The sequence below is a fragment of the Corallococcus terminator genome, assembly GCF_003611635.1.
GTDB lineage: Bacteria > Myxococcota > Myxococcia > Myxococcales > Myxococcaceae > Corallococcus > Corallococcus terminator.
On record NZ_RAVZ01000088.1, the window covers coordinates 1 to 23,732 of the forward strand.

The 23,732-nt window shown below is 69.5% G+C and carries 18 protein-coding genes; 13 read left to right on the plus strand and 5 right to left on the minus strand.

What is annotated here, in order from left to right; all coding sequences use genetic code 11:
• Nucleotides 1-930: GTPase (locus D7V88_RS44390; RefSeq protein ID WP_244238158.1), on the plus strand; the 930-nt coding region annotated here is incomplete at its 5' end.
• A 77-nt stretch (nt 931-1,007) separates the two neighbouring features.
• Nucleotides 1,008-1,616, plus strand: coding sequence for a Uma2 family endonuclease (locus D7V88_RS14940; RefSeq protein ID WP_120541315.1), 609 nt, complete (start codon nt 1,008-1,010; stop codon nt 1,614-1,616).
• Nucleotides 1,617-1,976: 360 nt separating this feature from the next.
• Here D7V88_RS14940 and D7V88_RS14945 read toward each other — a convergent pair whose 3' ends face one another.
• Nucleotides 1,977-2,972, minus strand: coding sequence for a GspE/PulE/PilB domain-containing protein (locus D7V88_RS14945; protein WP_120541316.1), 996 nt, complete (start codon nt 2,970-2,972; stop codon nt 1,977-1,979).
• A 373-nt stretch (nt 2,973-3,345) separates the two neighbouring features.
• On the opposite strand from D7V88_RS14945, the gene D7V88_RS14950 reads away from it, so the two are divergent.
• Nucleotides 3,346-3,864, plus strand: coding sequence for a cysteine dioxygenase (locus tag D7V88_RS14950; RefSeq protein WP_244238159.1), 519 nt, complete (start codon nt 3,346-3,348; stop codon nt 3,862-3,864).
• 3 nt (nt 3,865-3,867) lie between these two features.
• Here D7V88_RS14950 and sppA read toward each other — a convergent pair whose 3' ends face one another.
• Nucleotides 3,868-5,664 (minus strand): signal peptide peptidase SppA, encoded by a 1,797-nt coding sequence (gene sppA / locus D7V88_RS14955; RefSeq protein WP_120541318.1) that lies wholly within the window; start codon nt 5,662-5,664, stop codon nt 3,868-3,870.
• Between the two features lie 241 nt (nt 5,665-5,905).
• Between sppA and D7V88_RS44395 the strand changes: the two genes are divergently transcribed.
• Complete coding sequence (locus tag D7V88_RS44395; protein WP_244238160.1) at nt 5,906-6,043, plus strand: aldo/keto reductase; 138 nt, start codon at nt 5,906-5,908, stop codon at nt 6,041-6,043.
• Between the two features lie 107 nt (nt 6,044-6,150).
• On the opposite strand, the gene D7V88_RS14965 is transcribed toward D7V88_RS44395, so the two are convergent.
• A complete protein-coding gene (locus D7V88_RS14965) occupies nt 6,151-6,561 on the minus strand; it encodes a hypothetical protein (protein ID WP_120541319.1) in 411 nt (136 codons plus the stop codon).
• Nucleotides 6,562-6,811: 250 nt separating this feature from the next.
• Here D7V88_RS14965 and D7V88_RS14970 point away from each other — a divergent pair, with 250 nt between their 5' ends.
• From D7V88_RS14970 to D7V88_RS15000, 7 genes are all read left to right on the plus strand, one after another.
• Nucleotides 6,812-9,625: a M16 family metallopeptidase gene (locus D7V88_RS14970; protein WP_120541320.1), complete on the plus strand. Its 2,814-nt coding sequence runs from the start codon at nt 6,812-6,814 to the stop codon at nt 9,623-9,625.
• Nucleotides 9,626-9,653: 28 nt separating this feature from the next.
• Complete coding sequence (locus D7V88_RS14975; protein ID WP_120541321.1) at nt 9,654-10,127, plus strand: macro domain-containing protein; 474 nt, start codon at nt 9,654-9,656, stop codon at nt 10,125-10,127.
• Between the two features lie 72 nt (nt 10,128-10,199).
• Entirely contained in the window at nt 10,200-10,874 is a 675-nt protein-coding gene (locus D7V88_RS14980) for a glutathione S-transferase family protein (protein WP_120541322.1), read from the plus strand.
• Nucleotides 10,875-11,300: 426 nt separating this feature from the next.
• The gene (locus tag D7V88_RS14985; RefSeq protein ID WP_147448744.1) at nt 11,301-11,867 is read left to right on the plus strand and encodes a hypothetical protein; all 567 of its coding nucleotides are present in this window, start codon (nt 11,301-11,303) and stop codon (nt 11,865-11,867) included.
• Nucleotides 11,868-12,359: 492 nt separating this feature from the next.
• Nucleotides 12,360-14,207: a tRNA uridine-5-carboxymethylaminomethyl(34) synthesis enzyme MnmG gene (mnmG, locus tag D7V88_RS14990; RefSeq protein ID WP_120541324.1), complete on the plus strand. Its 1,848-nt coding sequence runs from the start codon at nt 12,360-12,362 to the stop codon at nt 14,205-14,207.
• A gap of 76 nt (nt 14,208-14,283) precedes the next feature.
• Complete coding sequence (rsmG, locus tag D7V88_RS14995) at nt 14,284-14,937, plus strand: 16S rRNA (guanine(527)-N(7))-methyltransferase RsmG (RefSeq protein ID WP_120541325.1); 654 nt, start codon at nt 14,284-14,286, stop codon at nt 14,935-14,937.
• Between the two features lie 179 nt (nt 14,938-15,116).
• Complete coding sequence (locus tag D7V88_RS15000; RefSeq protein WP_120541326.1) at nt 15,117-15,950, plus strand: helix-turn-helix transcriptional regulator; 834 nt, start codon at nt 15,117-15,119, stop codon at nt 15,948-15,950.
• On the opposite strand, the gene D7V88_RS15005 is transcribed toward D7V88_RS15000, so the two are convergent.
• Both D7V88_RS15005 and D7V88_RS15010 read right to left on the minus strand, forming a co-directional pair.
• A complete protein-coding gene (locus tag D7V88_RS15005) occupies nt 15,940-16,893 on the minus strand; it encodes an oxidoreductase (protein ID WP_120541327.1) in 954 nt (317 codons plus the stop codon). The two genes, D7V88_RS15000 and D7V88_RS15005, sit on opposite strands and share 11 nt — an antisense overlap.
• A gap of 92 nt (nt 16,894-16,985) precedes the next feature.
• Nucleotides 16,986-17,957 carry a hypothetical protein gene (locus tag D7V88_RS15010; RefSeq protein ID WP_147448745.1) on the minus strand — a complete coding sequence of 324 codons (972 nt, stop codon included), beginning with the start codon at nt 17,955-17,957 and terminating at the stop codon, nt 16,986-16,988.
• Between the two features lie 156 nt (nt 17,958-18,113).
• On the opposite strand from D7V88_RS15010, the gene D7V88_RS15015 reads away from it, so the two are divergent.
• Nucleotides 18,114-18,506 carry a VOC family protein gene (locus D7V88_RS15015; RefSeq protein ID WP_120541329.1) on the plus strand — a complete coding sequence of 131 codons (393 nt, stop codon included), beginning with the start codon at nt 18,114-18,116 and terminating at the stop codon, nt 18,504-18,506.
• A 4,396-nt stretch (nt 18,507-22,902) separates the two neighbouring features.
• On the plus strand, nt 22,903-23,703 hold the full coding sequence (locus tag D7V88_RS15020) for a ParA family protein (RefSeq protein WP_227027843.1): 801 nt from the start codon (nt 22,903-22,905) through the stop codon (nt 23,701-23,703).
• The last annotated feature ends 29 nt before the right edge of the window (nt 23,704-23,732 follow it).

Below are 23,732 nucleotides of genomic sequence, written 5' to 3' on the forward strand. Positions count from 1 at the left end.
GTGCGTCAGGGGGCTCGGGTGGCCCTGTACGGCCCGGTGAACGCGGGCAAGTCCACGCTGTTCAACCGGCTGGTGGGCGAGGACCGGGCGCTCGTGGATGCGGAGCCCGGCACCACCCGGGATGCCCTGGAGGCCCGCGCCGAATGGGATGGGTTGGGCGTGACGCTCTATGACACCGCCGGCCTGCGTGAGGCCCCTGGACGCGTAGAGGCCCTGGGCATCGCGCGAACGCGGGACCTGCTCGCGGCCGTGGACCTGGCGGTGCTCGTGTTGCCGCCGGAGGCTTCCGGGGAAGAGGCCACGTCCTGGATGCGCGAGGCGGGTTCCACGCCCGTGCTTGTCATCACCGGGAAGTGCGATGTGGCGCCCGCGCTCACGAGCAATGTGCGCGAAGGCAGCACGGCGTCCAGCGCGGTGACTGCCTCCGATTCGCCATCGCCTGGTGGGGTCGTGCCCGACGTTCCCAAGCTGGGGCTGGGCGCTGCGTCCGAAGTGTCCCTGGCCTTCGCGGGTCCGGGCATTGCGTCCGAAGTGTCTCTGCCCTTCACGGGTCTGGGCGTTGCGTCCGAAGCATCCCTCCCCTCCCCTGCTCCGGGCGCCGCGTCCGAAACGCCCCTTCCCTTCCCCAGGCCTCGCGTCAGCGGCCTCACGGGCGAGGGCGTGGAGGGGCTGCGGACCTCCGTGCTCGCGCGGTTGTGGGGCGGTGGCACTCCCTCCGCGGTGGCCCTGGTTTCCGAGCGCCATGCGGATGCCCTGCGTCGCACGGCCGAGGCGCTGGGCCGAGCGGAGGAGGCTTCGCGGGTGTCCACCCTGGAGGTCCTCTCCGGTGAGGTCGGGCTCGCGCTGGAGGCCCTGGGGGAAGTGTCCGGAACGAGCGTTTCCGAAGCACTTCTGGACACCCTTTTCCAGCGCTTCTGCATCGGGAAATAGCCGTCCGCCGGGCGCCGTCAGGCATGTCAGACCCCTCCCTAGAATGCCTCGCGTTACCCGGCGCTCCCCGAGGATTCATGACGGCACTTCAGCACCTTCAGCCCACCTCCCACTCCCTGCTCTCGGCGCTGCCGTCGGGCTGGGTGGGTGAAATCCTCGATGGCGAGCTGGTGGCCTCGCCTCGGCCTTCCGTGGCGCCCGCGCGCGCGGCCTTCATGATGGGGGTGGAGTTGGGAGAGCGGTTGGACCAGCGTCGCGGGGGCAATGGCCGGTGGTGCTTCCTGCGCGCCCCGGAGCTGCACCTGGGCGAGGACATTCTCGTGCCCGACCTGGCCGCGTGGCGCCGTGAGCGCGTGGCCGCGCCGCCGGAGCCCGGTGCCGCCTTCTTCACCCTGGTCCCGGACTGGATCTGCGAGGTGCTCACCCCTGCCACCACCGCGCTGGACCGGGCGCGCAAGCTGCCCCTGTACGCGCGCGCCGGGGTCTCCCACGTGTGGCTCGTGGATCCGCTCGCTCGCACCCTGGAGATCTACCAGCGCATCAAGCGCGGCTGGCTCCTCACCGCGAGCCATGAGGACGACGCCCTGGTGCGCGCCGAGCCCTTCCCTTCCGTGTCCCTGGAGCTGGGGTCGCTGTGGCTTCCCGAGGTGTCGGAGGAGATGCCCCGGCTCGTCGCACTGCCCTGATCCGCGAGGCCTCCGGGCCCGCCTCGCGTTGGATCCGCCGCGCGAGGTGGAGCGGATCCGTCACCGGTCCGTGAGCGCGGATCCGCCCCTCCGGCGAAGTGCGGCGTGGATCCGCCTCCAGCCAGGACCAGGGGCTGTCCTGGACCGAGCGGCGTGGATCCGCCTTCGACCAGGACCGGGGTTCAGTGGCTGTCCTGGACCGTGCAGCGCGGATCCGCCTTCAGCCAGGACCAGGGGCCAGGGGCTGTCCTGGGCCGTGCAGCGCGGATCCGCCTTCAGCCAGGACCGGAGTTCAGTGGCCGTCCTGCGCGGCGCGGATCCGCGTGCATGGCGGATCCGCTTCCGTGTCAGCGAAGCCCTTCAGCTCGCGTGCTTGAGGCGCGCCTCGTCAGAGACGCGCGACAGCCGCCGCACCGCCCGCAGGAGCAGCTCCGGATCCACCGGCGCCGCCACGAAGCCCCGGGCATGCACCGCCTGCGCACGGGGCAGGTCGCGTTCCGGAGCCTTGCCGGCCACCAGTACCTGCGCCCGCAGACGCTGCGCCAGCACCTCCATCGCGGGCAGCGGCGCCACCACCACCTGCGTCTCCCCCGCCGCGCACACGTCCCCGGTGCTCGCCACCTTCACCGTGAAGCCCGCGTCGCCCAGCACCCGCACCAGCCCGGCGGCCGCTTCCGCGCCCCAGCCGTACACCAGCACCTGCTCAAGCACCGTCATCCGCGGCGCCGACACCGGCACCGGCGTCCGAGCAGGCTCCAGGGGCGCGAGCATCGGCAGGCCCGGGACCTCACCTTCCGGGGCCTCCATCTGCGTCAGCTCCGCCAGGGACGAGCCCACCACCAGGGGCAGCGTCTCGTCCCACTCGGGCAGCGAGAAGCCCTCCATCCCCGGACGGCGCTGCGGCGTCGCCGACTCACCCCGGTACATCCGTCCGATGGCCCGGCCCAGCGCCGCGTCCGTGGCCAGCAGCGGCACCACCCGCGCCTTGCCGGACACGCTCTTCACCACGTCCAGCGCCGCCAGACTCGCCGGCGCGGCGATGGCCACCACCAGCGCCATGTCGCGGGGGCCATGGCCCTCCAGCCGCAACGGCACCACCCGGTGCGCCTCCGCCACCTTCAGGGGAATCAGCTTCGCGAGCGCCAGGTCCAACGGCTGGGCGTCCAGGTCCACCGCCGCCACGCCGGACTGCGCAGCCAACGCGGACAACACCGCCTCCGCCGTGCAGAAGCGCTGGTCCACCACCACCTGCCCGAGCGCCACGCCCCACTTGCGCTGGTACGCCAGCGCCGACTGCAACTGCATCGCATCCACCACACCCCGCGCGAGCAGGATGTCCCCCAAACGCTTCTTCATTGCTCGCTCCCCTCGGCCCCCCTCGGTACTTCGGCCGGGTCGACCTGCCACCACTTGCCTCCCCCTGTACCTCAGGGAGGTGTAAAATTACAGCGAAACCGAAGAACAGCCGGGCAACCAGGCGCTGGCGGAGCGGCTCCCCGTGTAACGCCGGAGATGGATCCGCCTGGGTGATTCCCGTGCGTTCGCCGTCGTTGAACGGACGAAGTCCCAATCCTTGAGGGGGGGACGACAGAGCGGACGTTCACCGGTCAACCCGAGGGTGGCCGGATGTCGGAGACGTTCCTAGCCTGTAAGCATGGCTGATGCGTGCCTGAGAGAATTCGTGCGGATGCTCCGCGCGCGGCGGTCATCCCCCGGCGGATTGGCCGGCGTGGACGCCTCCATGGCGGGGCTCCGGTTGGAGCCCTCCAGTCTCAAGCCCTACCTTCATTTCCTACCCGGTCGTTACACGCGCAACCTGGTCCACCGGGACGAGGGCCTGGAGATCATCGTCAACTGCTGGTCCCCGGGCGTGTCCTCGCCCATCCACGACCATGACGGGCAGGAGTGCTGGTTCAGCATCCAGCGCGGCCAGTTCCTCCTGGAGAACTACCCGCTGCTGGCGGGCGGAACCGGCCCGGGCATGGCGCGGCTGGGGGCACCGGAGCGGGTGGGCCCGGTGGGCGCGGGTCACGTGGACTTCCGTGACACCGGCGCGCCCATCCACCGCGTCTGTTCCACCAGCGCCCCGGGCGTGACGCTGCACGTGTACGCCGGGCCGGTGGCGAGCTGTCTCGTCTTTGATCCGCGCCGCAGCCGCTGCGCGGCGCATTCCCTGCGCTACCACAGCATCTTCGGGCGGCCGGTGCGGCCCGACGAAGGCCGCACCTCCCAGCCCGTCTACGTCTGACGGCTACCAGCGTACTTCCGGCGCGGGGGCGTACAGCATGCGGCCCTCGCGGCCCTGCGACGTCAGCCCCAGCTTCGCGCCCACCCGGTACACGGCCCGCACCTGCTCCAGCAGCCGGGGTGACACGCCCGCCTGCGTCCCGGCCGCTTCGTCATCGCTGTTGTCCGCGTCGCTCTTGCCCAGCAGCTCCGACAGCACCTCGCCCGTGGCCTTGGGACGCGGGAACACCTGGAGGCGCACCGGGGCGTCCTTGTCCAGCTTCGCGGCCTCCTTCGCCAGCGCCAGCGCCGTCGCGTAGCCGCCGAGCGCATCCACCAGCCCGCGCTCCTTCGCGTCCTCGCCCGTCCACACGCGGCCCCTCGCCACCGCCTGCATCTGCTCCAGCGGCATGTTGCGCAACTGGGCCGCGCGGGTGGTGAAGTCCTGGTAGATGGCGTCCAGTTCGGACTCGAACCGCGCGCGCTGCTCGGGGGTGAACTCCAGGTCCGTGCTGCCGTAGGAGGCGTTCTTCCCGAAGTCGAGCGTGTCGAAGTTCACGCCGAACTTCGCCCAGAACTCCGCGGTGACGAACTTGCCGTTGTACACGCCGATGCTCCCCGTCAGCGTGCCCGGCTGCGCGACGATCTTGTCCGCGCCCATGGCCGCGAAGTAGCCGCCGCTGGCCGCGTACGTGCCCATGGTGACGATGACCGGCTTGCCCGCCTCGCGCGCCCGCTGCACCTCGCGGCGGATGGTGTCGCTCGCCGAGTAGCTGCCGCCCGGGCTGTCCACGCGGAAGAGGATGGCCTTCACGTTCGGGTCCGCCACCGCCTTGCGGAAGGCCGCCGCCACCGTGTCCGCGCCCATCACCTGCCCGCCGGAGAGCGGGTTGGATTCGCTCTTGCCGCGCTGCACTTCTCCCACGCCGTAGATGAGGGCGATGGTGGACCCCGTCTGGTGCGGCCGGCCCGCGCGCTCCAGGTACTTGTCCACGAAGAGGAACCGGGCGCCGTCACCGGCGTGCTTCTTCAGCTCGTCGTAGATTTCGTCGCGGTAGCGCAGCCCGTCCACCAGCTTCGCGTCCAGGGCCTTCTGGCCCATGAAGGGCCCCTGGTCGATGAGTGAGCGCACCTCGTCCTCGGACAGCTTGCGGCCCTCGGCCACGCCCCTCACCACCTGGCCGAAGAGGCTCTTGCCGTAGGCCTCCGTGGCCTCGCGCTGGGGGGCGCCGTAGGACTCGTCGGTGAAGGTGTTGACGGCGCTCTTGTACTCGGAGCGCTTGCCGTACTCCGCCTTCACGCCGAACTTCGCGAAGGCGTCACGCGCGAAGGGCGTCTCCACCGAGAGGCCCGTGAGCCCCACGTCGCCGGAGGGCTGGATGTAGACGGCGTCGAAGGCGCTCGCCAGGTAGTAGGCCCCAGTGCCGTTGCCCGCCTCCCCGAAGCCGTCCGCGTACGCCACCGCCCGCTTGCCCATCGCGCGGAAGGCCTTCACCGCGTCCCGCAGCTCCTGCACCTGCGAGGAGCTGCCCGGCTGCCCCACCCGCACCACCAGCGCCTTCACCCGGGAGTCCGTCCCGGCCTTCTCCAGCGCCTCCACCACGTCCCGCAGCGACGTGGGCGTGTCCCCGAAGGCGCCCGCGAACGACGTGTCCAGCGTGTACTCCGGCAGCGGCTGCTGGAGGTCCAGCTCCAGCACCATGTTGGAGGGCACGTCCGGCTTGCTCGACGACGCGAGCATCAACAACCCCACCACACCCACCACGAAGAGGACGGACAGCGCTCCAATGAAGGCCAGCGCGCCGATGAAGAAGCGTTTCATCCGGAAGGACTCCTGGTGTCCACGTGCCCGAGGGACGGCCCCCCGACTCCGGGCGGCCTACCATCAACGCACGCGCGGGACGATGCTTGCCTTGCACGGGGTGATGGACGGCGGACGGCGGGCGGGCCGGCGACCTGGCCCTGAACCGGGGGGGGCCACGGCGCACCCCCTCCCCTGGGGAGCACGGTTCCGAGGCGCGACGGTCGCCCAGGCAGGGCAGGCGGGGGCTCGCGCCCTTCTTGTGGTGGGCTCCACCGCGGAGATTGAAGAAGGCTGGACGCTGCTGGCGGAGCTGCAACGGCAGGGCAAGGTGCGCTGGCTGGGCGTGTCGAACTTCAATGTCTCCCAGTTGGAGCGGTGCAGCGCAGCACGCCGGTGACAAGGAGGTGCGCGAATTGGAGGCGGCGCTGGACGAGGCTCATGTCTGAGGTGTCATTGAGGACGCGAGGCGGTCGGGTGCTTTGGACCGCCCTGTGTCTTGGCGGCTCAGGGCTTCCCTGTTCCTTCGATTTGCAACTCCAGGGCCTCGATACGCTGTCGGTCGGAGGCCTGTGCTTCCGCGAGCCGGTTCAGCGTACGGCCCACCTGTTCGAACATCTTGCCTTGCACGCGTTTTACGCCGCCCAGTTCCTGCGTCAGGGTCGAGACCTGGGTGGTGAGCTCTCCCACGTGGCCAAAGAGTTCCCCGATGTTTTCGGTGAAGACCCGGGCCTGCTCCGCGTAGACCTTGGAGCGCTCGAAAAGGACCTGCGTCCTTTCGAAGAGCACATCCGTCTTCGCGTTGACCACCCGCATGGCCGTGTCCGTCCGCTCATACTGGACCCGCGCTTCCTCCTGCATTTCGCGGAACTCACGCAGCATCTGCATCACCACATCCCCGCCCATCGCCTTCGCCATACCGTTCCTCCCGTGGAGAGCGGGTCTCCTATCAACCCCTCCTGACATGGGGGGACCTCCACCCCGCGGAGCGGATCCGCTCCAGGATACCGTACAACCTCCTGGGTTGGAAGCCAGGGACACGACCTGCCACGGCCCGCAGGGTCCTTCCGTGGACGCCCGGCCGCCGGGCCTGGCGATGCTCGGGATGGTAGGACCCCCTGGGGCGGTTAGAAGTCCCGTGCCCACTCCCCCGTACCCCGAGGACCGCATGCCGCGTCGTACCCCGCTCGCCCTGCTGGCCGTCCTGCTCGTGGCCGGCCCGCCCGTGTGGGCCGCCCCCGCCGCGAAGCCCGCCGTCACCGCGACCGCTCGCTCGCAGGCGAAGCCGTCCGCCACCACCCCCGTGGCGAGCGTCGAGGGCATCACCGAATACCGCCTGCCCAATGGCCTTCGCGTCCTGCTCTTCCCGGACCCGACCAAGCCCACCGTGACGGTCAACGTCACCTACCTCGTGGGCAGCAAGCACGAAGGCTACGGCGAGACGGGCATGGCCCACCTGCTCGAACACCTGATGTTCAAGGGCACGCCCACCACCCCCAACGTGCCCCAGGCCCTCACCGAACGCGGCGCGCGTCCCAACGGCACCACCTGGTTGGATCGCACCAACTACTACGAGACCCTGCCCGCGTCGGACGACAACCTGAAGTGGGCCCTCACCTTCGAGGCGGACCGCATGGTCCACAGCTTCATCGCGCAGAAGGACCTCGACAGCGAGATGACCGTGGTGCGCAACGAGTTCGAATCCGGCGAGAACGACCCGCGCGGCATCCTCTTCAAGCGCACCATGAGCGCCGCCTACCTCTGGCACAACTACGGCAAGGCCACCATCGGCGCCAAGGCGGACCTGGAGCACGTCCCCATCGACCGGCTCCAGGCCTTCTACCGGCGCTACTACCGCCCCGACAACGCGGTGCTCGTCGTCGCCGGCAGCTTCCAGCCCGCGAAGGCCCTGGCCCTGGTGCAGTCCACCTTCGGAAAGCTTCAGCGCCCCGCCACGCCCGTGCCCCTCACGTACACCCAGGAGCCCACCCAGGACGGTGAGCGCGAGGTGACGCTGCGCCGCGTGGGCGACAATCAATTGATCACCAGCCTCTACCACGTGCCCGAAGGCGCCCACCCCGACTTCGCCGCCATCGACGTGCTCACCGAGGTGCTGGGCGATGCTCCCTCCGGCCGCCTCTACAAGGCGCTCGTGGAGACCAAGAAGGCCGCGCGCGTCAGCGCCTTCAACTTCCAACTGCGCGACCCGGGCGTCATGGGTTTCAGCACCGAGGCCCGGCAGGACCAGCCCCTGGCCCCCGTGCGCGAGACGCTGCTCCAGACCGTGGAGGCGGCGGTGAAGAAGCCCTTCACCGACGAGGAGGTGAACCGCGCGAAGACGAGCCTCGCGAAGCAGACGGAGCTGCTGCTCAACAACTCCGAACGCGCCGCCATCCTCCTGTCGGAGTGGGCCGCCGTGGGCGACTGGCGCCTGCTCTTCCTGCACCGCGACCGCATCGACGCCGTCACCCCCGCGGACGTCACCCGCGTGGCCACCGCGTACCTCAAGGGCTCCAACCGCACGCTGGGCACCTTCGTCCCCACGGCGAAGCCGGACCGTTCCGAACTGCCCCCCGCCATCGACGTGGCGAAGTCGGTGGAGGGCTATCAGGGGCGCGCGCTGGTCGCGCAGGGTGAGGCCTTCGACCCCTCCCCTTCCAACATCGAAGCGCGCGTGCAGCGCGGTGAACTGCCCGGTGGAATCAAGTACGCGGTGCTGCCCAAGAAGACGCGCGGCGAGATGGTCAACCTGTCGCTCAACCTGCGCTGGGGCACCGAGGAGACCGTGCGCGGCAAGCAGCCCGCCGCCGCGTACGCCAGCCGCATGCTGATGCGCGGCACGACGAAGCACACCCGTCAGCAGTTGGCCGACGCCCTGGACAAGCTCAAGGCCCGGGTGGGCGTGGACGGCGGCGCGATGGGCGCGAGCCTCTCCATCGAGTGCCCCCGCGCGAGCCTCCCGGAAGTCCTCAAGCTGATGGCGGAAGTGCTGCGCGAGCCCTCCTTCGACGCGCAGGAGTTCGCGGTCCTCAAGCAGGAGCGCCTGGCCGCGCTGGAATCCCAGCGCAGCGAGCCGCAGACGCAAGGCAGCATCGCGTTCTGGCGCATGCTGTCCGCGCACTACCCCAAGGGCCACCCATACTACGTGGCCACCCTGGAGGAGCGCCTGTCCGACGTGAAGGATGTCTCGCTGGAGCAGGCGCGTGACTTCTACCGTCAGTTCTACGGGGCCTCGAATGGGGAGCTCGCGGTGGTGGGCGACTTCGACGCGAAGGACGTCGTCGCGCTCGCGGGCACGCTGTTCAATGGATGGAAGAGCCCGGGGCCTTACGCGCGGGTGCCAAAGACATATCAGCCCGTGGGCCCCAAGGCGGTCGCGCTGGAGACGCCGGACAAGGCCAATGCCTATTTCCTCGCGGGACAGACGCTGAAGCTGCGCGCGGATGACGCGGACTGGCCGGGCGTGATGATGGGCAACTTCGTGCTGGGCGGCGGCTTCCTCAACTCGAGGCTGGCCACTCGCGTGCGCCAGAAGGATGGACTGTCCTATGGCGTGGGCAGCAGCGTGGATTCAGGCGACCTGGACGCAGTGGGGTCGTTCCTCACGTATGCCATCTACGCGCCCCAGAATGCCCAGAAGCTGGAGGTCGCCATGCGCGAGGAAATCACTCGCGCGGTCGACAAAGGCATCACCCAGGAGGAGTTGAACAAGGCGCGCTCGGGCCTCCTGGAGTATCGCCAGACGTCCCGCGCGCAGGATGGAAGTCTGGCGAACCAGTTGGCCAGCTACCTGTACTTCGGGCGCACGCTCGCGTTCGACGCGGCGCTGGAGGCGAAGCTGCTCAAGCTGACGCCGGAGGACGTGCGCAAGGCCCTGGCGAACCACGTGGACTGGAGCAAGGCCACCCAGGTGCGCGCGGGGGATTTCGCCAGCGCGGCGAAGCAGGCCGCGACGCCCGTCAACGTTCCGGCGTCACCCTGAGCGCCGTGGCTGTGTAAGGTTGCCGTCTATGCCCGTGGACATCGTGGACGGCGACCTGTTGGACCAGCCCGTGGACGCCATCGTCAATGCGTGGAATCGCAACATCATCCCCTGGTGGTTGTTGTTGCCCCAGGGGGTGTCGGGGGCCATCAAGCGCCGGGGCGGCACGGCGCCCTTTCGCGAGCTGGCGCGCGTGGGGCCCATGCCTTTGGGCTCGGCGGTGGTGACGGGACCGGGACGTCTGCCTTTCAAGGGCATCATCCATGTCGCCGGCATCAACATGCTGTGGCGGGCGTCCGCCCGGTCCATCCAGGAGTCGGTGCACAACGCGCTGACCCGGGCCGGAGAGCAGGGGTTTCGTTCGCTGGCGTTTCCCATCATCGGCGCGGGCTCCGGGAGCTTCGACGAAGCCCGTGCGCTGGAGTTGATGCGGGAGGCCCTGGGGGATGCGCCCGCGTTCGACGTGCGGGTGGTTCGCTTCCGGCCCCCGAAACGGACGTGAGTTTCTGGCGAGCGCCCCTCCCCTGCCCCGGTTAGACGTGGGCACCTTTTTCACACACCGAGGGTGACGCGGATGATCGACCTGTACACGTGGAACACGCCGAACGGACACAAGGTGTCGGTGGCGCTGGAGGAGCTGGGCCTGCCGTACACGGTGCAGGCGCTGGACATCTCCACGGGCGTGCAGAAGGAGCCCGCGTTCCTGGCCATCAATCCCAATGGCCGCATCCCCGCCATCGTGGACCGCGCGGAGGGGGACTTCGCCGTCTTCGAATCCGGCGCCATCCTCGTGTACCTGGCGGAGAAGACGGGGCAGTTGATGCCCACGGATGCGAAGGGCCGCTCGCGCGTCATGCAGTGGCTGATGTTCCAGATGGGCGGCGTGGGGCCCATGCAGGGGCAGGCCAACGTCTTCTTCCGCTACTTCCCGGAGAAGCTCCAGCCGGCCATCGACCGGTACCAGAACGAGACGCGCCGGCTGTACACGGTGCTGGAGCGCCAGTTGAAGGACCACGAATACCTGGCCGGGGACTACAGCATCGCGGACATCGCGAACTGGGCCTGGGTGCGCATCCACGACTGGGCCGGCGTGTCCGTGGAGGGCCTGCCGGGCGTGCAGCGGTGGCTGGCCGCCATCGAGGCCCGTCCCGCCGCGAAGCGCGGGCTGGAGGTGCCCGCGCGGAAGCAGGAGGACGCGCCCACCGAGGCACAGGCGGTCGCGTTTGCCCGCTCGCTGTTGCAGCGCTGACCCCTCCCCTGCCCCACCGTCCCGGAGCCTGACTCTCGGTGCTTTCGGGCACCGGCCCCAGGCGCTTCCGGGAGCCGGAAGCACTGGCGCTTCCGGGCACTGGCCTTCGGATCCGGGGCGCCTGAATCCCTGCGCTTTCCGGCACCGGCCTGCGGGCGCCCGACGCCCTGGTGCTTTCGGGCACCGGTCTTCGGAGCCTGCGGGCGCCTGAATCCCTGGTGCTTCCGGGCGCCGGGCCTCGGTGCTCCGAGACGCCAAGCCCTTCCTTCCAGGGACCGGCCCCCGGCGCGTCCAGGCCTCTGCGTCGCCGGACAAGTGGCCCGGGTGTGCGCATGATGCGGCCCGGGCCCGCGCAAGACCTTCTTGGCGGCTCGCCCGTGCAAGCCTCCCGGGCGCGGACGCGTCGGGAGCGAGGGAGTGGACGACATGGAAGCGGTGCGGAGCCTGGGCCGATGGGCGGGGCTGTTCGTGGTGGTGGGGCTGTTCGGGGCGTGCACGTCGGGCCGGAGCGAGGCGGTGCGGGGCTCGACGGGGGCGTCGCGCGACAACGTGGCGATGGACGGCTGCGCGCCGGCCACCTGCTCCCAGGCGATGGTCTCCTGTGGCCGGACGCCGGATGGCTGTGGCGGCTTCATCGACTGTGGCGACTGCGAGGCCGGCAGCTGTTCCGAGGGCCGCTGCGTCGCGCCGTCGGTGCCCGCGGGGCCGAAGAAGGACTCCGGCACCCCTACCAGCACCTGCAAGCCCGGGTGCAAACCCAATGAGTCCTGCGTGGACGACCGCTGCGTCTGCCAGCGCGCGACGTGCTCCTCGCTGGGCCTGCGGTGCGGCGCCGCGGAGGACGGTTGCGGCGGCGTGGTGCAGTGCGGCCCGTGCGTGCCGGGGTGCAAGCCGGACGAGATGGAGTGCTGCGGCGCGTGCATCCCCAAGGCGGAGGGCCGCTGCCCGGAGAACGTGCACTGCCCCGCGGCGAAGCCCCTGCCCACGCGCTGACCGGGAGCTGATTTCCGGGCCGGGAGCCTCTGGAAACCGAGGCCCGGAACCCGGATGTCAGACCCCTTCGCTATACCCTTCCCCGTCGCGCACACGGGAAGAAGGCCGGCCTCGCAGGTTCGAGTCCACACCCCATGCGCCCTCACCGCACGGGCAGGCCCGTCTCCCGTGTGTGCGACGCCATGAGAAGGCACGAGACCGGGGGACTCGTGCGGGCAAGTTCCATGGATGCCATTGGCTGTCCACGGGCCAGACGCCACCGGTGGGCCGGGCGCGCTCGTGGATGGGACCAGTGACCGGTGCGCGCGAGGCGGGCGGCGTAGTAACCCCTCCCACCGTCCGCCTCGCGCAGCTTCCGTGAACGGTGGGAGGACCCGCCGGGCAGGGAAGGGGACCGGCCTTCCGAGCACCCCGGCTTGCCACGGACGCGCTCGGGCGTGATACCCCACGGCGTGCCGCTGCTTCCTGGTGCCTTGCGGCCCTCGTGACGCGATGGAACTCCGATACGACATCGTGGTGGTGGGCCTGGGCCACGCCGGCTGCGAGGCGGCGCTCGCGTGCGCCCGGCTGGGCCTGTCCACGCTCGGGGTGACGCTCAAGCGCGACCGCGCCGCCGTGATGAGCTGCAACCCCGCCGTGGGGGGCACCGCGAAGGGCCACCTGGTGCGGGAGATGGATGCGCTCGGCGGACAGATGGGCCGCGTGGCGGACCTCGCCGGCACGCACTTCAAGACGCTCAATCCCTCCAAGGGCCCGGCCGTGCAGGCCACCCGCATCCTCTGTGACCGCGACGCCTACGCCGCCGGCATGCAGGCGGTGCTCTTCTCGGAGCCGAACCTCACCGTGCGCGAAGGCGAAGTGGCCTCCGTCGTCGTGGAGGCGGGGCAGGTGAGGGGCGTCGTGCTGGGGGATGGCACGCAGGTGCTCGCCCGCGCGGTGCTGCTCACCACCGGCACCTTCCTTCGCGCCCTCATGCACGTGGGCGAGCAGAAGGAGGTCGGCGGCCGGCTGGGTGATGACGCCGCTCGCGGCCTCTCCGAATCCCTGCATGCCCTGGGCTTCACCCTGGGCCGCTTCAAGACGGGCACGCCCGCGCGCCTGGCCCGCGACAGCATCGACTGGGACGCTGTCTCGCCGCAGCCCGGGGACACCGACGTGCGGCCGTTCTCCTGGCGCACGCAGGTGGAGATCACCCGGGGACAGCCGTTCCCGCGTCAGCCCGCCGTGATGTGCGGCCTCACCGCGACGACGCAGGCGACGCACCAGTTGCTGCGCGACAACCTGCACCGCTCGCCGCTGTTCCAGGGGGACATCGTGGGGCGCGGGCCGCGCTACTGCCCGTCGCTGGAGGACAAGGTGGTGCGCTTCGCCGCTCGCGAGCGGCACCAGGTGTTCCTGGAACCGGAAGGCCCCACGTCGCCGCTGGTGTACCCGGCGGGCCTGTCCACGAGCATGCCCGCGGACGTGCAGTTGGACTTCCTGCGCACCATCCCGGGCCTTTCCCACGTGCAGGTGATCCGCTACGGCTACGCGGTGGAGTACGACTTCGCGCCGCCCACGCAGTTGCACCCCACGCTGGAGACGAAGGCCGTCGCGGGCCTGTACTTCGCCGGGCAGCTCAACGGCACCTCCGGCTACGAGGAGGCCGCGTTCCAGGGGCTGTGGGCGGGGATCCAGGCGGCGCTCAAGGTGAAGGGCGAACCGGCGCTGATCATCGGGCGGGAGGAAGCGCACGGCGCGGTGCTCGTGGACGACCTCGTGACCAAGGGCGTGGACGAACCGTTCCGCATGTTCACCAGCCGCTCCGAACACCGGCTCAAACTGCGTGAAGGCAACGCGGACCTGCGGCTCGCGCGGCACGGGCACCGGGTGGGCCTGCTGCCGAAGGAGGCCCTGGAGCGGGCCGAGGCTCGGGCCCACGCGGTGACGCAGGAGGTGGCGCGGATCAAGCGCGTGGGCCTGGCGTTGCGGCTCAAGCGCCCGGAGGTGTCGTACGCGCAGCTCGCGGAAGGCCGCGAGGACTTTCCCGCCCTCACCCCCGACGTCACCGGGGAGGTGGAGGTCGAGGTGAAGTACGAGGGCTACATCGCCCAGGCGGAACGGGCGGCGGCGCGCGAGTCGGAGGCGTCCGACCGGTGGCGGATTCCGGAGGCGTTCCGGTTCGCGGACGTGCGGGGGCTGGGCTCGGAGGCGGTGGAGAAGTTGTCGGCGCACCGGCCCGGGACGGTGGGGCAGGCGCGCCGGATTCCGGGCCTGACGCCGGCCGCGGTGACGCTGCTGCTGGTCGCGCTCAAGCGGGGAAAAGGGGCGCGGGGTGATCAGGAACCGGGCTGTGGATAACGTGTGGACAATTCTGGGGATGAACATCCCTTGAGCAATTCCAGGGGCTTGAAGGTCCCTTCGTGGTGGAGGTGTTGTGGATAACGCGCGGTTCGCAGATCAGCTTGCCTCGGGATGCAGTGCGTTGGGCGTGACGGTGGGCGAGGACGTGGGCCCCCGGCTGCAGCGGCTGATGGCGGAGCTCCTGAAGTGGAACGCGAAGGTGAACCTCACGGCCATCACCGCGCCGGAGGAGGTGCTGGAGAAGCACTTCCTGGACTCGCTCGCGGTGCTGCCAGAGGTGACGTGCGCGACGACGCTGCTGGACCTGGGCGCGGGCGCGGGCTTCCCGGGTCTGCCGCTGAAGCTGGTGTTGCCGACGCTGGGCGTGACGTTGGTGGACGCGGTGGGCAAGAAGGTCGCGTTCATCAAGGCCGCGGCGGCGAGCCTGGGCATGACGGGCGTGCGCGGGCTGCATGCGCGGGCGGAGGGCAAGCCGGAGACGGAAGGGATTCCGCGCGCGCAGGTGCTCATCGCGCGAGCGTTCATGGACCTGCCGGACTGGCTCGCGCTGGCGCCCGCGTACGTGGAGGAGGGTGGGCGCGTGGTGGCGATGCTCGGCAAGGCGCAGACGGACGCGGAGCTCCAGGCGCGCGCGGCGGAGCGGAACCTGCGCGTGGTGTCCGCCCGTTCGTACCGGCTGCCGTTCTCCGGCGCGGAGCGCCAGGTCGCGGTGTTCGCGAAGGGGTAGGGGAGGGCGTCGGTCTCCAGCGGCCCCGGAGCGTGAGCTTCGGGGCCGTTTTCGTTTCCGGTGCCGCCCGTTCGCGGTGCGTGTCCTTCGCCCGGATCCGCACGCCCGCGCGGACGAAACGCGCGCGGCGCCGCATCCGGTGATGGCCTAACGTGTCCCCCGTGACGGATACGCCACGCATGTCAGCAGGGCGCGCGGAGCTCGCGCAATTCCTCCGCAGTCGTCGTGCCCGGGTTCATCCGGAGGACGTGGGCCTTCCGGACGGGGGACGGCGGCGCACGCCGGGCCTGCGTCGGGAGGAGGTCGCCCGTCTCGCGGACGTCGGCGTGAGTTGGTACACGTGGCTGGAGCAGGGGCGGGACATCCACGTGTCGGAGCCGCTGCTTGAACGGCTCTCGCGGGCGCTGCGCCTGACGCCGACGGAGCGGGCCCACCTCTTCGAACTCGCGCATGGCCGACCGGCGGCGCGTCCGGTGATGTCACCCGCCGCCATCAGCGACACCCTCCGGCGCATCCTCGAGGGCTATCCCTTTCCGGCGGTGGTTTCGACGCGGCGGTGGGATGTGCTCGCCTGGAACGACGCGGCGGCGATCCTCTACGGAGACCTCGCGAGCATGTCCGCCGAGGAGCGCAACGGGCTGTGGGCGCTGTTCATGAACCCGGACCGTCGCGCCCGCATGCCGGGCTGGGACGCGGATGTGCGCCGGGCCGTCGCGGGCTTCCGGCGCGATGCCGCGCGCGCCGCCGACCGCTCGGAGTTCGATGCGCTCGTGACCGCGCTGTCCGCCGTCAGCCCGGAGTTCGCGCGCATCTGGGACGAACACGACGTGGTCGAACTCTCCGAGGGACTGAAGGTGATCATCCACCCCGGCATCGGTCCCATCGAGTTCGAACACGTCACGCTCTCGCACCACGAACCCGACGGTCACGAGCTCCGCATCTCGCTCTACTCGCCCCGTCCCGGGGAGAGCATGGAGCGCGCGCGGCAGGTGTTCCCGCGCGCTACCCGCTGATCCGCGCGCCGGTCCACGCCTCGCTCGCGGTCCACAGCCGTTCGGCGAGGGCCTTGTCCACCGCCCACGGCATCACGCCTCGGGGGATGGGGGATTCGGGGCCCACGACTTCCGCGATGTCGACGTCATCGCAGTAGACCCCACCCATGCCGTCGAGCTGGGGACTCGTCGCGCACCAGATGCTCGTCGCCGCGCCCTGTTCCACGGTCTTGAGGGGCGCGATCTTGTTCGAGTTCTCGATGGCGCCGCGCTTCTCCTCCTCCGACATGGAGCGCATCAGGTCGGTGATGATGCCGCCGGGATGCACGGAGAACGCGCGCACCCGGTGGGCCTCGCCGCGTGCGTCCAGTGCGAGCGCGAACAGGATGTTCGCCGTCTTCGACTGCCCGTACGCGACCCACTTGTCGTAGGGGCGCCGCTCGAAGTTCGGATCCTCGAAATCCATCCCGGCGCGGCGGTGGCCCCGCGACGACAGGGACACCACGCGCGCGCCGTTCGCCTTGTGCAGCGCGGGCCACAGGCGCGTCGTGAGCTGGAAGTGGCCCAGGTGGTTGGTCGCGAGCTGGGACTCGAACCCGCGAGCATCCCGCACGAGCGGCGTCGCCATGATGCCGGCGTTGTTGATGAGGAGGTGGAGGGGACGGCCGGACTTCACGAAGCGTTCGGCGAAGGCATCGACGGACGCCGGATCCGCCAGGTCCAACTGCTCCAACTCCACGCGCTCCATGCCCGCGAGCGCCGCACGGGCCTTGTCGGGCGTGCGTGCCGGAACGATGACCGTCGCACCCGCGGCACAGAGCACGCGTGTGGTCTCCAATCCGATGCCCGCGTATCCACCGGTCACCACGGCGATGGCGCCATCGAGTCGACGGTCGCCCATCACCTCGCGCGCAGTCGTTTGCGCGCCGTAGCCAGACTTCAAGGGCTTCTGGTTCGTTGTCATGGCCGCAACCTGACGGCGGGCGGCCTTCGCGAAAAGAGCGTCAATTCATCCTATGTCCCGCACCACCAGGATGAGACGGAGCGCGTCCCCGCTCAGCGGGTTGGCGGACGCTGCTTCGCCTTCCGGGTCCAGTCGAAGGCGTAGGTCCGCTCCGCGCGCTGGATGACGGGAGGCTGGCCCTTCACGGTGAAGGCTTCGGTGTCCACGATGCGCACGGAGAACGGGCGCAGGGTGTTCGGTTCGGTGATCAGCTCCACGGTGGTCACGCTGCTCGCGGATTCGAGCACCTCCGCGGCGCACGGGTCGGACGCATTGCGAGCCAGCGCCGCGCTGCACCGCAGCTCCCGGGTCCGAGCGACGACCTGGCGGTAGGACGCTCCGCCCAGTGACGTCTCCCATTCCAACCGCACCGCGCCGGGAGTTTCCGCGACCGCGCCCTGGTGACGCAGCGTGGAGCGCTGCTCCAGCGGACCGTTGGGATGACGGAGGGCCGTGGTCTTCGTCTGTTCCTGTCCGGGCGCGAGCCGCACGCCGTTCCACGTCCCCACCCAGGCGGTCCAGGTCAGCTCCGCGCGGTCCCGAAGCACGGTCTGGAAGAGGGGATTGTCCCAGCGGGCCCGTTGGGTTTCGCGAGCCCGTGGATCCGTTTCGAGCACGGTGACGGCGCGCTCGAACGCGGGTTCCAGTCCCGCGAGGTCGGTGAGGGCGCCGGTCCCGGAGAGCACGAGGCCCGGCTTGGTGAAGGTGGTGAGCCGCGCCTTCGGATCCTCCGTGCTGGCGACTCCCGGTGGGGACCTGGGCGAGTCGGAGTCGAGCTGTTGGAGGTTTTCGAATCGGAGCTCGGAACCGGGCCCGGGTTTCCGCGCGGTGAGCACGCCGTCGTACTTCAGCGAGGCGTGTTCGCGGCCGCTGTCGATCCGCTCCGTGATGCTCACGTGGGAAGGCACGGGCCAGGCGAACTTGAAGGCCATGACCGGGGGCGGAGCACCCTCGCTTCGGGCCGGGCCACCGCCGAGCAGGACGAGGACGGAGAGCAGCGGGAGCCCTGGGGGACGGATGGACATGGGTGCGTGTCCGGTAATGCGCTTCGGTGTTCCGCGCAGCGTTTCGTCAGGCCGGGTGCTTGGGTGTCGCAGCAGGGCAGGGGGCATGCTCCCGGTCGTGGCCTCCGGGATGATGCGCGCGGTGCGCGGTCGGATCGACGGCGCGAGGAGCACACGATGGACACGGTGAAGCTGCGGGTCGCGAGGCCGGCGAGGGACCTGGAAGCGGTGGTGCGGTTCTACCGGGACGGGTTGGGCTTCGAAGTGCTCGGAGGGTTCGAGGACCACGCGGGGTTCGATGGCGTGATGCTCGGGCACCCGGGCGCGCCCTACCATCTGGAGTTCACGGTGGAGCGCGGGCACGAAGCGCCGCGCGCGCCGACGGAGGACCTCCTCCTGGTGTTCTACGTGCCGGACCCCGAAGCGTGGGCGGCGCGGGTGCACCAGATGGAGGCCGCGGGGTTCGCGGCGGTGCCTTCGCGCAATCCGTATTGGGATGCGCACGGAAGAACTTTCGAGGATCCGGATGGCTACCGCGTCGTGATTCAGCGCGCGGCCTGGACGCTTTGAGGGGGGCAGGGGAGGGTGGTTGGTTTTTTCGGGGTCCGTGAACGGCGGGGTCCGAATCCGAGCCCTCTCCGGGTCCTTGCCGGACCCTGAAGCGCGGAGGCGGTCGGCGAACCGTCCCGGCGATTTCGTCGCGGGTCGGGCCCACGGACTTCTGGGAGGAGTTCGGCGACGGACCGTGTTCCACGTGGAACACGGTGACGGCTGGCGGACCGGCGCGAGGGGACGCTCCTGTGGGTCCGGGTCCCGTGCTTCTTGTCCGTGAGGGTCCGGATGCGTTGAGCCCGTGAACGCTTGGGTGGATGCAGGTACGGGTCTGCAGGCCGTGCAGGTCGCGGCTCGGGTGCCCCTTCCTGTGCCGAAACACGTGCCGGTTCATCGGCACCCAGATTCCATGCGCATTCCTGTCAGGAGACCGCACGCGGACGGGCGCGGCGTGCCGTCAGGTGCTCGGTGCATGGGCACAAACACGCAGAGGTCGATGCCCGCGCTTCCAGTTCCGAACCGCGAGGCGCGGGATCCGTGCCTTCCGAAGCGTTGCGTGTCCGCGCGATGGACGGCGAACCTGAGGGTCCCCATGGAGGCTGTGTTCCACGTGGAACGTGGGCAGCCAGTTTCGGGAGGTGTGGGCTTTGGGGAAGGGGAACGTGTCGTGCGCTTCGACACAGGTCCCGCCGTGCTGCTCACTGCATTGCTTCGCTTCATGGACCCAGCATCAAGCTTGGGGCCGCGTGATGGCTGGGTGCCAATGCGATGGGCTCGCTGCGTTCCAGGTCACGGCGACACCGGAGCCCATCCCGTCAGCGACCGTGTTCCACGTGGAACACGCTGCCCCGCGAAGGTCCGGATGGGCAGGTGAAGTCGCGTGGTGGTTGCCCTGCCCGTGCCGAGGTGGAGGCCTCAAGGCCGTGTGCCCCGCGCGGTTCGTGCCGCACCGGTTTTGGATGCGAACGCGTAGCTGTTGAGGGATCCGGTGGAGCATCTGGGTGGCCCACGGAGACTTCGACCTGCCGCTGCTCTTCATGCGAACGCGCCCGATGCGTCAGGCCTCGGGGCATGCGGAACACGTGAATGGCCATGCACTTCGAAGACGCGTGGAAGCTCGCTGCTCCACGGAGGGTGCTTCGGTGTTCCACGTGGAACACGGTTGGGGTGCGGCCATGAAAGACGGAGGCATGAATCGCGGAGCTCCCCCTCCAGCCCTGCGCCCCATCAGGAGTCGTTCGCGGTCCTCATCTGATTCTTCGACCGAGTTCGCATGAGGCGAATCATGGCCCACGCGATGACCGCGGTGGATCCATCAGACATCGGTTGAGGGAGCGGAATGGCGATGCGTGTTCCACGTGGAACACGCCACAAGAAGGGGCACTCCTGGCTGCTCGTGCCCCAGCCTTCGGTGGTGGTCAGGCACCCGCGAAGGACCTGGTCGTGGGCTGGCTGCGGGACGCGAAGACACGCGGGATGCAGCTCAACGACATGGCCTGAACTCGAACACGCACGCACCTGAATCACGCCAGCGAACCGCATGCACGGGAACCCCCGGATCCGCGTGAGGCCTGGTGGCTGCGTCCGGGTCCCGGGCGCTGAATGCGGCACGTGAAAGGAGGCGCTGGTACGGCTGCTCCTTCTCCTGCCTTCATCCCGGATCCTTGTTCAGAAGCACTGCCTGCTGCGCCGCGAGGCCTCGCGGTGGACGAGGTGTTCCACGTGGAACGTCCCTTCGCGAAGACGTCCGAACCCGCATGGGCTTGTTCGCGCGGATGCGTGCTGGAGCCGCTTTCGTGTCATCGGGTGATTCGCACGTGTGCATGGAGTCGATGGTGGCAGCGGCGGTGTTCCACGTGGAACGTCGTGCTGCTCTTCATGCCGCGCCTGCGCATCGACACCGTTGGGTTGAAGCAGGCACTGGAGGCGATGGACTGCGCATCCGATGACGTGTCGCTTCGATGCGGTGTGCACGGTTGCGAAGGCGGTCGAGGGTCCGGCCGTCGTTGTTCCACGTGGAACGTCGGCTGCGTTGAGCGCGCATGCGGATGGGCAAGCACGGGCCAGGTGGAACGCGTGGCTGCCTGCGTGGTGGTCCGGTGGGGAGAAGGCGCGGCGGGGTGTCTTGTTCCACGTGGAACAAGGTCACGCGTGGGCGGCCCGTGCGCGGCGGGGCTCACACGCATGACGACGTTCAGGACCGACCGACGCGCATCGGAAACCGTGACGAAATCCCGTGGCGCGAGCCGTGGCGTCACCGGACGGTCCGCGATGCCGGCCGCATCACGTGTCGGTTCCGAACCGATTCGCGAACGCGTGCACGTGACCTCTTCTTCGCGCGGAGGGTGTCGCCAGGAAGAAGCACGGCGGTTCGTGTTCGTGGACACGCGATGGGATGGGGGACACGCGACCTCGACACCGAACGGTGAGGGGGGGCCCGGCCCTGGGCTGTTCCACGTGGAACGTCGGAACGGGTGAGCTGACTCATGCATGAGTCAGGAGCGTCGAAGGTCGATGCAGGGCAGGACCACGCCCCCGGCCATGAACGATGGGGACGACGCGGAGGTGAGGGCTGATGGTCCTGGGGCGCGGCCTGCGGCAGTGCGCTCGAAATCCCGGATGGGTTTCGGTGCGCAGTTCGCATGGACCTCCCCTCGGTTCATCTGGGACACGGCCCTCCGGATCCAACACACCGGCGTCCGCGATTCGTGGACCGGGGCATTGACGCCAGGCTCTGTCCACGCCGCCTCCGCTCGGTCTTGGACATGGGACTTCGGATGAGCAGGCCCTGATGCGCTGAGTGCTCAGCGATGCGTTCAAGTGGAGGCATCCGATGCGAGGTCGTCGAGCCGCCGCGCAGATGCCCCAATGCATCCCGAACCCCGATGCGAAGTTTCCGGAGCGCCGCGCCTGGTCCCGTCCGAACCCAGCAGCCCGAACGCGAAGTCATCGGCCCAGGACAACAGAGGATCCGAAGAACGTTCTCGCGAAAGCCCATGACCGCGCATCGTGAAGCCAGGCAGGTCGCCAGAGGTTCGTTGACGAAGCCGGTGCGGAAGCCCGGCTCAAGAGGATGCGCATCCGGGGAAGGGTGTAGTCGCTCACGAAGCGGAGGGGCTTGGGGGGCGTAGGTTCTGGAGGCTTCGGAGGCGCACAGCCCACCGTCCTGTTGCCCTGGGTGTCGTGACGCAGTCAGCCCCTTGCGGACCGCCCCGCGGATTTGTTCGCGAAAGCCGGTGGAGGAAGCTTGGGCTGGAAGCCACACTCCGCGAACGAGGCGTCCCAAACCTGTCCGACAGTCGGACAGGTTTCCCAAGGTGGAGCCCGGCACGTCCCTCCGTGCTGCTCTTCTCGCGAGGCTCGCCGGGGTTGAAGCCCAAGATGGATCCCTGCGCTTTGCTGGCCCCGGAGCCCGCCGCCACGAAAGTAGATGGCCGCATCGCGAAGTCGTCCGGGAGTTCGAATCAGCGTCATCTCGAAGCACCTCGCCACGAAAGGGGATGACCGCATCCCGTAGGTGCCCGCAGAGCCCCGGAGTCATGTGCCGCGTCAGCTTGGGGATCTCCGCCGCGAACTCCCACGGCCGCATCGCCCAGCCATCCGCCTACGAACTTCGGAAGCCCGAAGAGGTCCGATGCGGACGCTCAAGGTCGCAGCACGAAGCCACGGACCCACGAACTTCGGAGGCCCGAAGCGATCCGCCGCGAACTCCCACGGTCTCATCGCGAATCCATCCGCTCACGAACTTCGGGGGCCCGAAGAGGTCCCCCGCGAAAACCTCCGAAGCTACGGGCTCTCGACCATCACAACTGCGGAGCCCGTCACCTCGAACACCCCACGGACGCGTGTCGAAGTTGCTGCGGGGGAGCTAGCCCATGGCCGTTGCAGTCTCGGAACCTGCTCCGCGAACGCCAGCGACGGCATTGATCGACCGGCAACTCCCAACTCGAAGCCACCCGCCCACGACCACCGCATCCACGGAAGCCCATGCCGCGTGCGCCCACGGCCGCATCGCGAAATCGCGTGACGAACTTCACCCGGTTCCGCATGGAGCGCCGGACCCGGGAACGCAGCGAACACGAAGCGTCGAAACGCGCGAAGCCACCCGCGCGCACTTCCCGTCGCCGACCCCCCGAAAAAACCAACCACCCGTCCGGATGGCCCCAAAACCGGTGTCGGGAGCAGCCAGGCAGGCGGCTCCACGCTCGCTTCGCCGCGTGAATTCCAGCCCACGCGATGCCCGTTCCGCTGGTCTTCGCGCCCACCGAGCGAGGGTGCTGGCAGGGGCTTTGGTTCTTCGCGGACGTGAATTTGATCCGTCCGCGAACCCCGTGCTAGCTGCCTGATCAGCACTAATGAGTGCGGATCGAGCACCAATTAGTGCGGGGCTCCGGTGAACCCGGGGCGAGAGAGGATGGGCCACGTGGGTCGTATCATCTGCATCTCCAACCAGAAGGGCGGGGTCGGTAAGACGACCACCGCCATCAACCTCGCGGCGAGTCTCGCGTCCGCCGAGCGCCGCACCCTGCTGGTGGACATGGACCCCCAGGGCAACGCCGGCAGCGGCCTGGGTCTCAAGCGCGATGCCCTCCACGGCACCGTCTACGATGCCCTCCTCGGCGGCCGCCCCGCTTCGGAGCTCATCCACCCCACCGAGCTGAGATTCCTCCAGGTCATCCCCGCCACGCCCGACCTCACCGGCGCGGAAGTCGAACTCGTCAACCAGGAGCGGCGCGAGTTCCGCCTGCGCGAAGCCCTGCTGCCGCTCAAGGACAAGTACGACTACATCATCATCGACTGTCCGCCCTCGCTGGGCCTGCTCACCCTCAACGCGCTCGTCACCGCGGACTCCGTCCTCATCCCGCTCCAGTGCGAGTACTACGCGCTCGAAGGCCTCTCCCAGCTCACCCACACCATCGACCTGGTGAAGCAGGGCCTGAACCCCGCGCTCAAGATGGAGGGCATCCTGCTCACCATGTTCGACGCGCGCGCGAACATCGCCCACCAGGTCGTCGACGAAGTGCGCGGCTACTTCAAGGACCAGGTCTTCCAGGCCGTCGTCCCGCGCAACGTGCGCCTGTCCGAGTGCCCGTCCTTCGGCAAGCCCATCATCCTCTACGACATCAAGTCGAAGGGCTGCGAGAGCTACCTGGCGCTCGGCCGGGAGCTCATGCGCCGGGAGAACCCCCGGCCGTCCAAGCGCCGGGTCGCCTGATCGCCCGCCGCCTTTGATGCGAATGGGCT

Coding starts and splice junctions, on each gene's coding strand:
- D7V88_RS14940 (WP_120541315.1), top strand. CDS start 1,008: ATGACGGCACTTCAGCACCTTCAGCCCACCTCCCACTCCCTGCTCTCG.
- D7V88_RS14945 (WP_120541316.1), bottom strand. CDS start 2,972: ATGAAGAAGCGTTTGGGGGACATCCTGCTCGCGCGGGGTGTGGTGGAT.
- sppA (WP_120541318.1), bottom strand. CDS start 5,664: ATGAAACGCTTCTTCATCGGCGCGCTGGCCTTCATTGGAGCGCTGTCC.
- D7V88_RS14965 (WP_120541319.1), bottom strand. CDS start 6,561: ATGGCGAAGGCGATGGGCGGGGATGTGGTGATGCAGATGCTGCGTGAG.
- D7V88_RS14970 (WP_120541320.1), top strand. CDS start 6,812: ATGCCGCGTCGTACCCCGCTCGCCCTGCTGGCCGTCCTGCTCGTGGCC.
- D7V88_RS14975 (WP_120541321.1), top strand. CDS start 9,654: ATGCCCGTGGACATCGTGGACGGCGACCTGTTGGACCAGCCCGTGGAC.
- D7V88_RS14980 (WP_120541322.1), top strand. CDS start 10,200: ATGATCGACCTGTACACGTGGAACACGCCGAACGGACACAAGGTGTCG.
- D7V88_RS14985 (WP_147448744.1), top strand. CDS start 11,301: ATGGAAGCGGTGCGGAGCCTGGGCCGATGGGCGGGGCTGTTCGTGGTG.
- mnmG (WP_120541324.1), top strand. CDS start 12,360: ATGGAACTCCGATACGACATCGTGGTGGTGGGCCTGGGCCACGCCGGC.
- D7V88_RS15000 (WP_120541326.1), top strand. CDS start 15,117: ATGTCAGCAGGGCGCGCGGAGCTCGCGCAATTCCTCCGCAGTCGTCGT.
- D7V88_RS15005 (WP_120541327.1), bottom strand. CDS start 16,893: ATGACAACGAACCAGAAGCCCTTGAAGTCTGGCTACGGCGCGCAAACG.
- D7V88_RS15010 (WP_147448745.1), bottom strand. CDS start 17,957: ATGTCCATCCGTCCCCCAGGGCTCCCGCTGCTCTCCGTCCTCGTCCTG.
- D7V88_RS15015 (WP_120541329.1), top strand. CDS start 18,114: ATGGACACGGTGAAGCTGCGGGTCGCGAGGCCGGCGAGGGACCTGGAA.
- D7V88_RS15020 (WP_227027843.1), top strand. CDS start 22,903: ATGGGCCACGTGGGTCGTATCATCTGCATCTCCAACCAGAAGGGCGGG.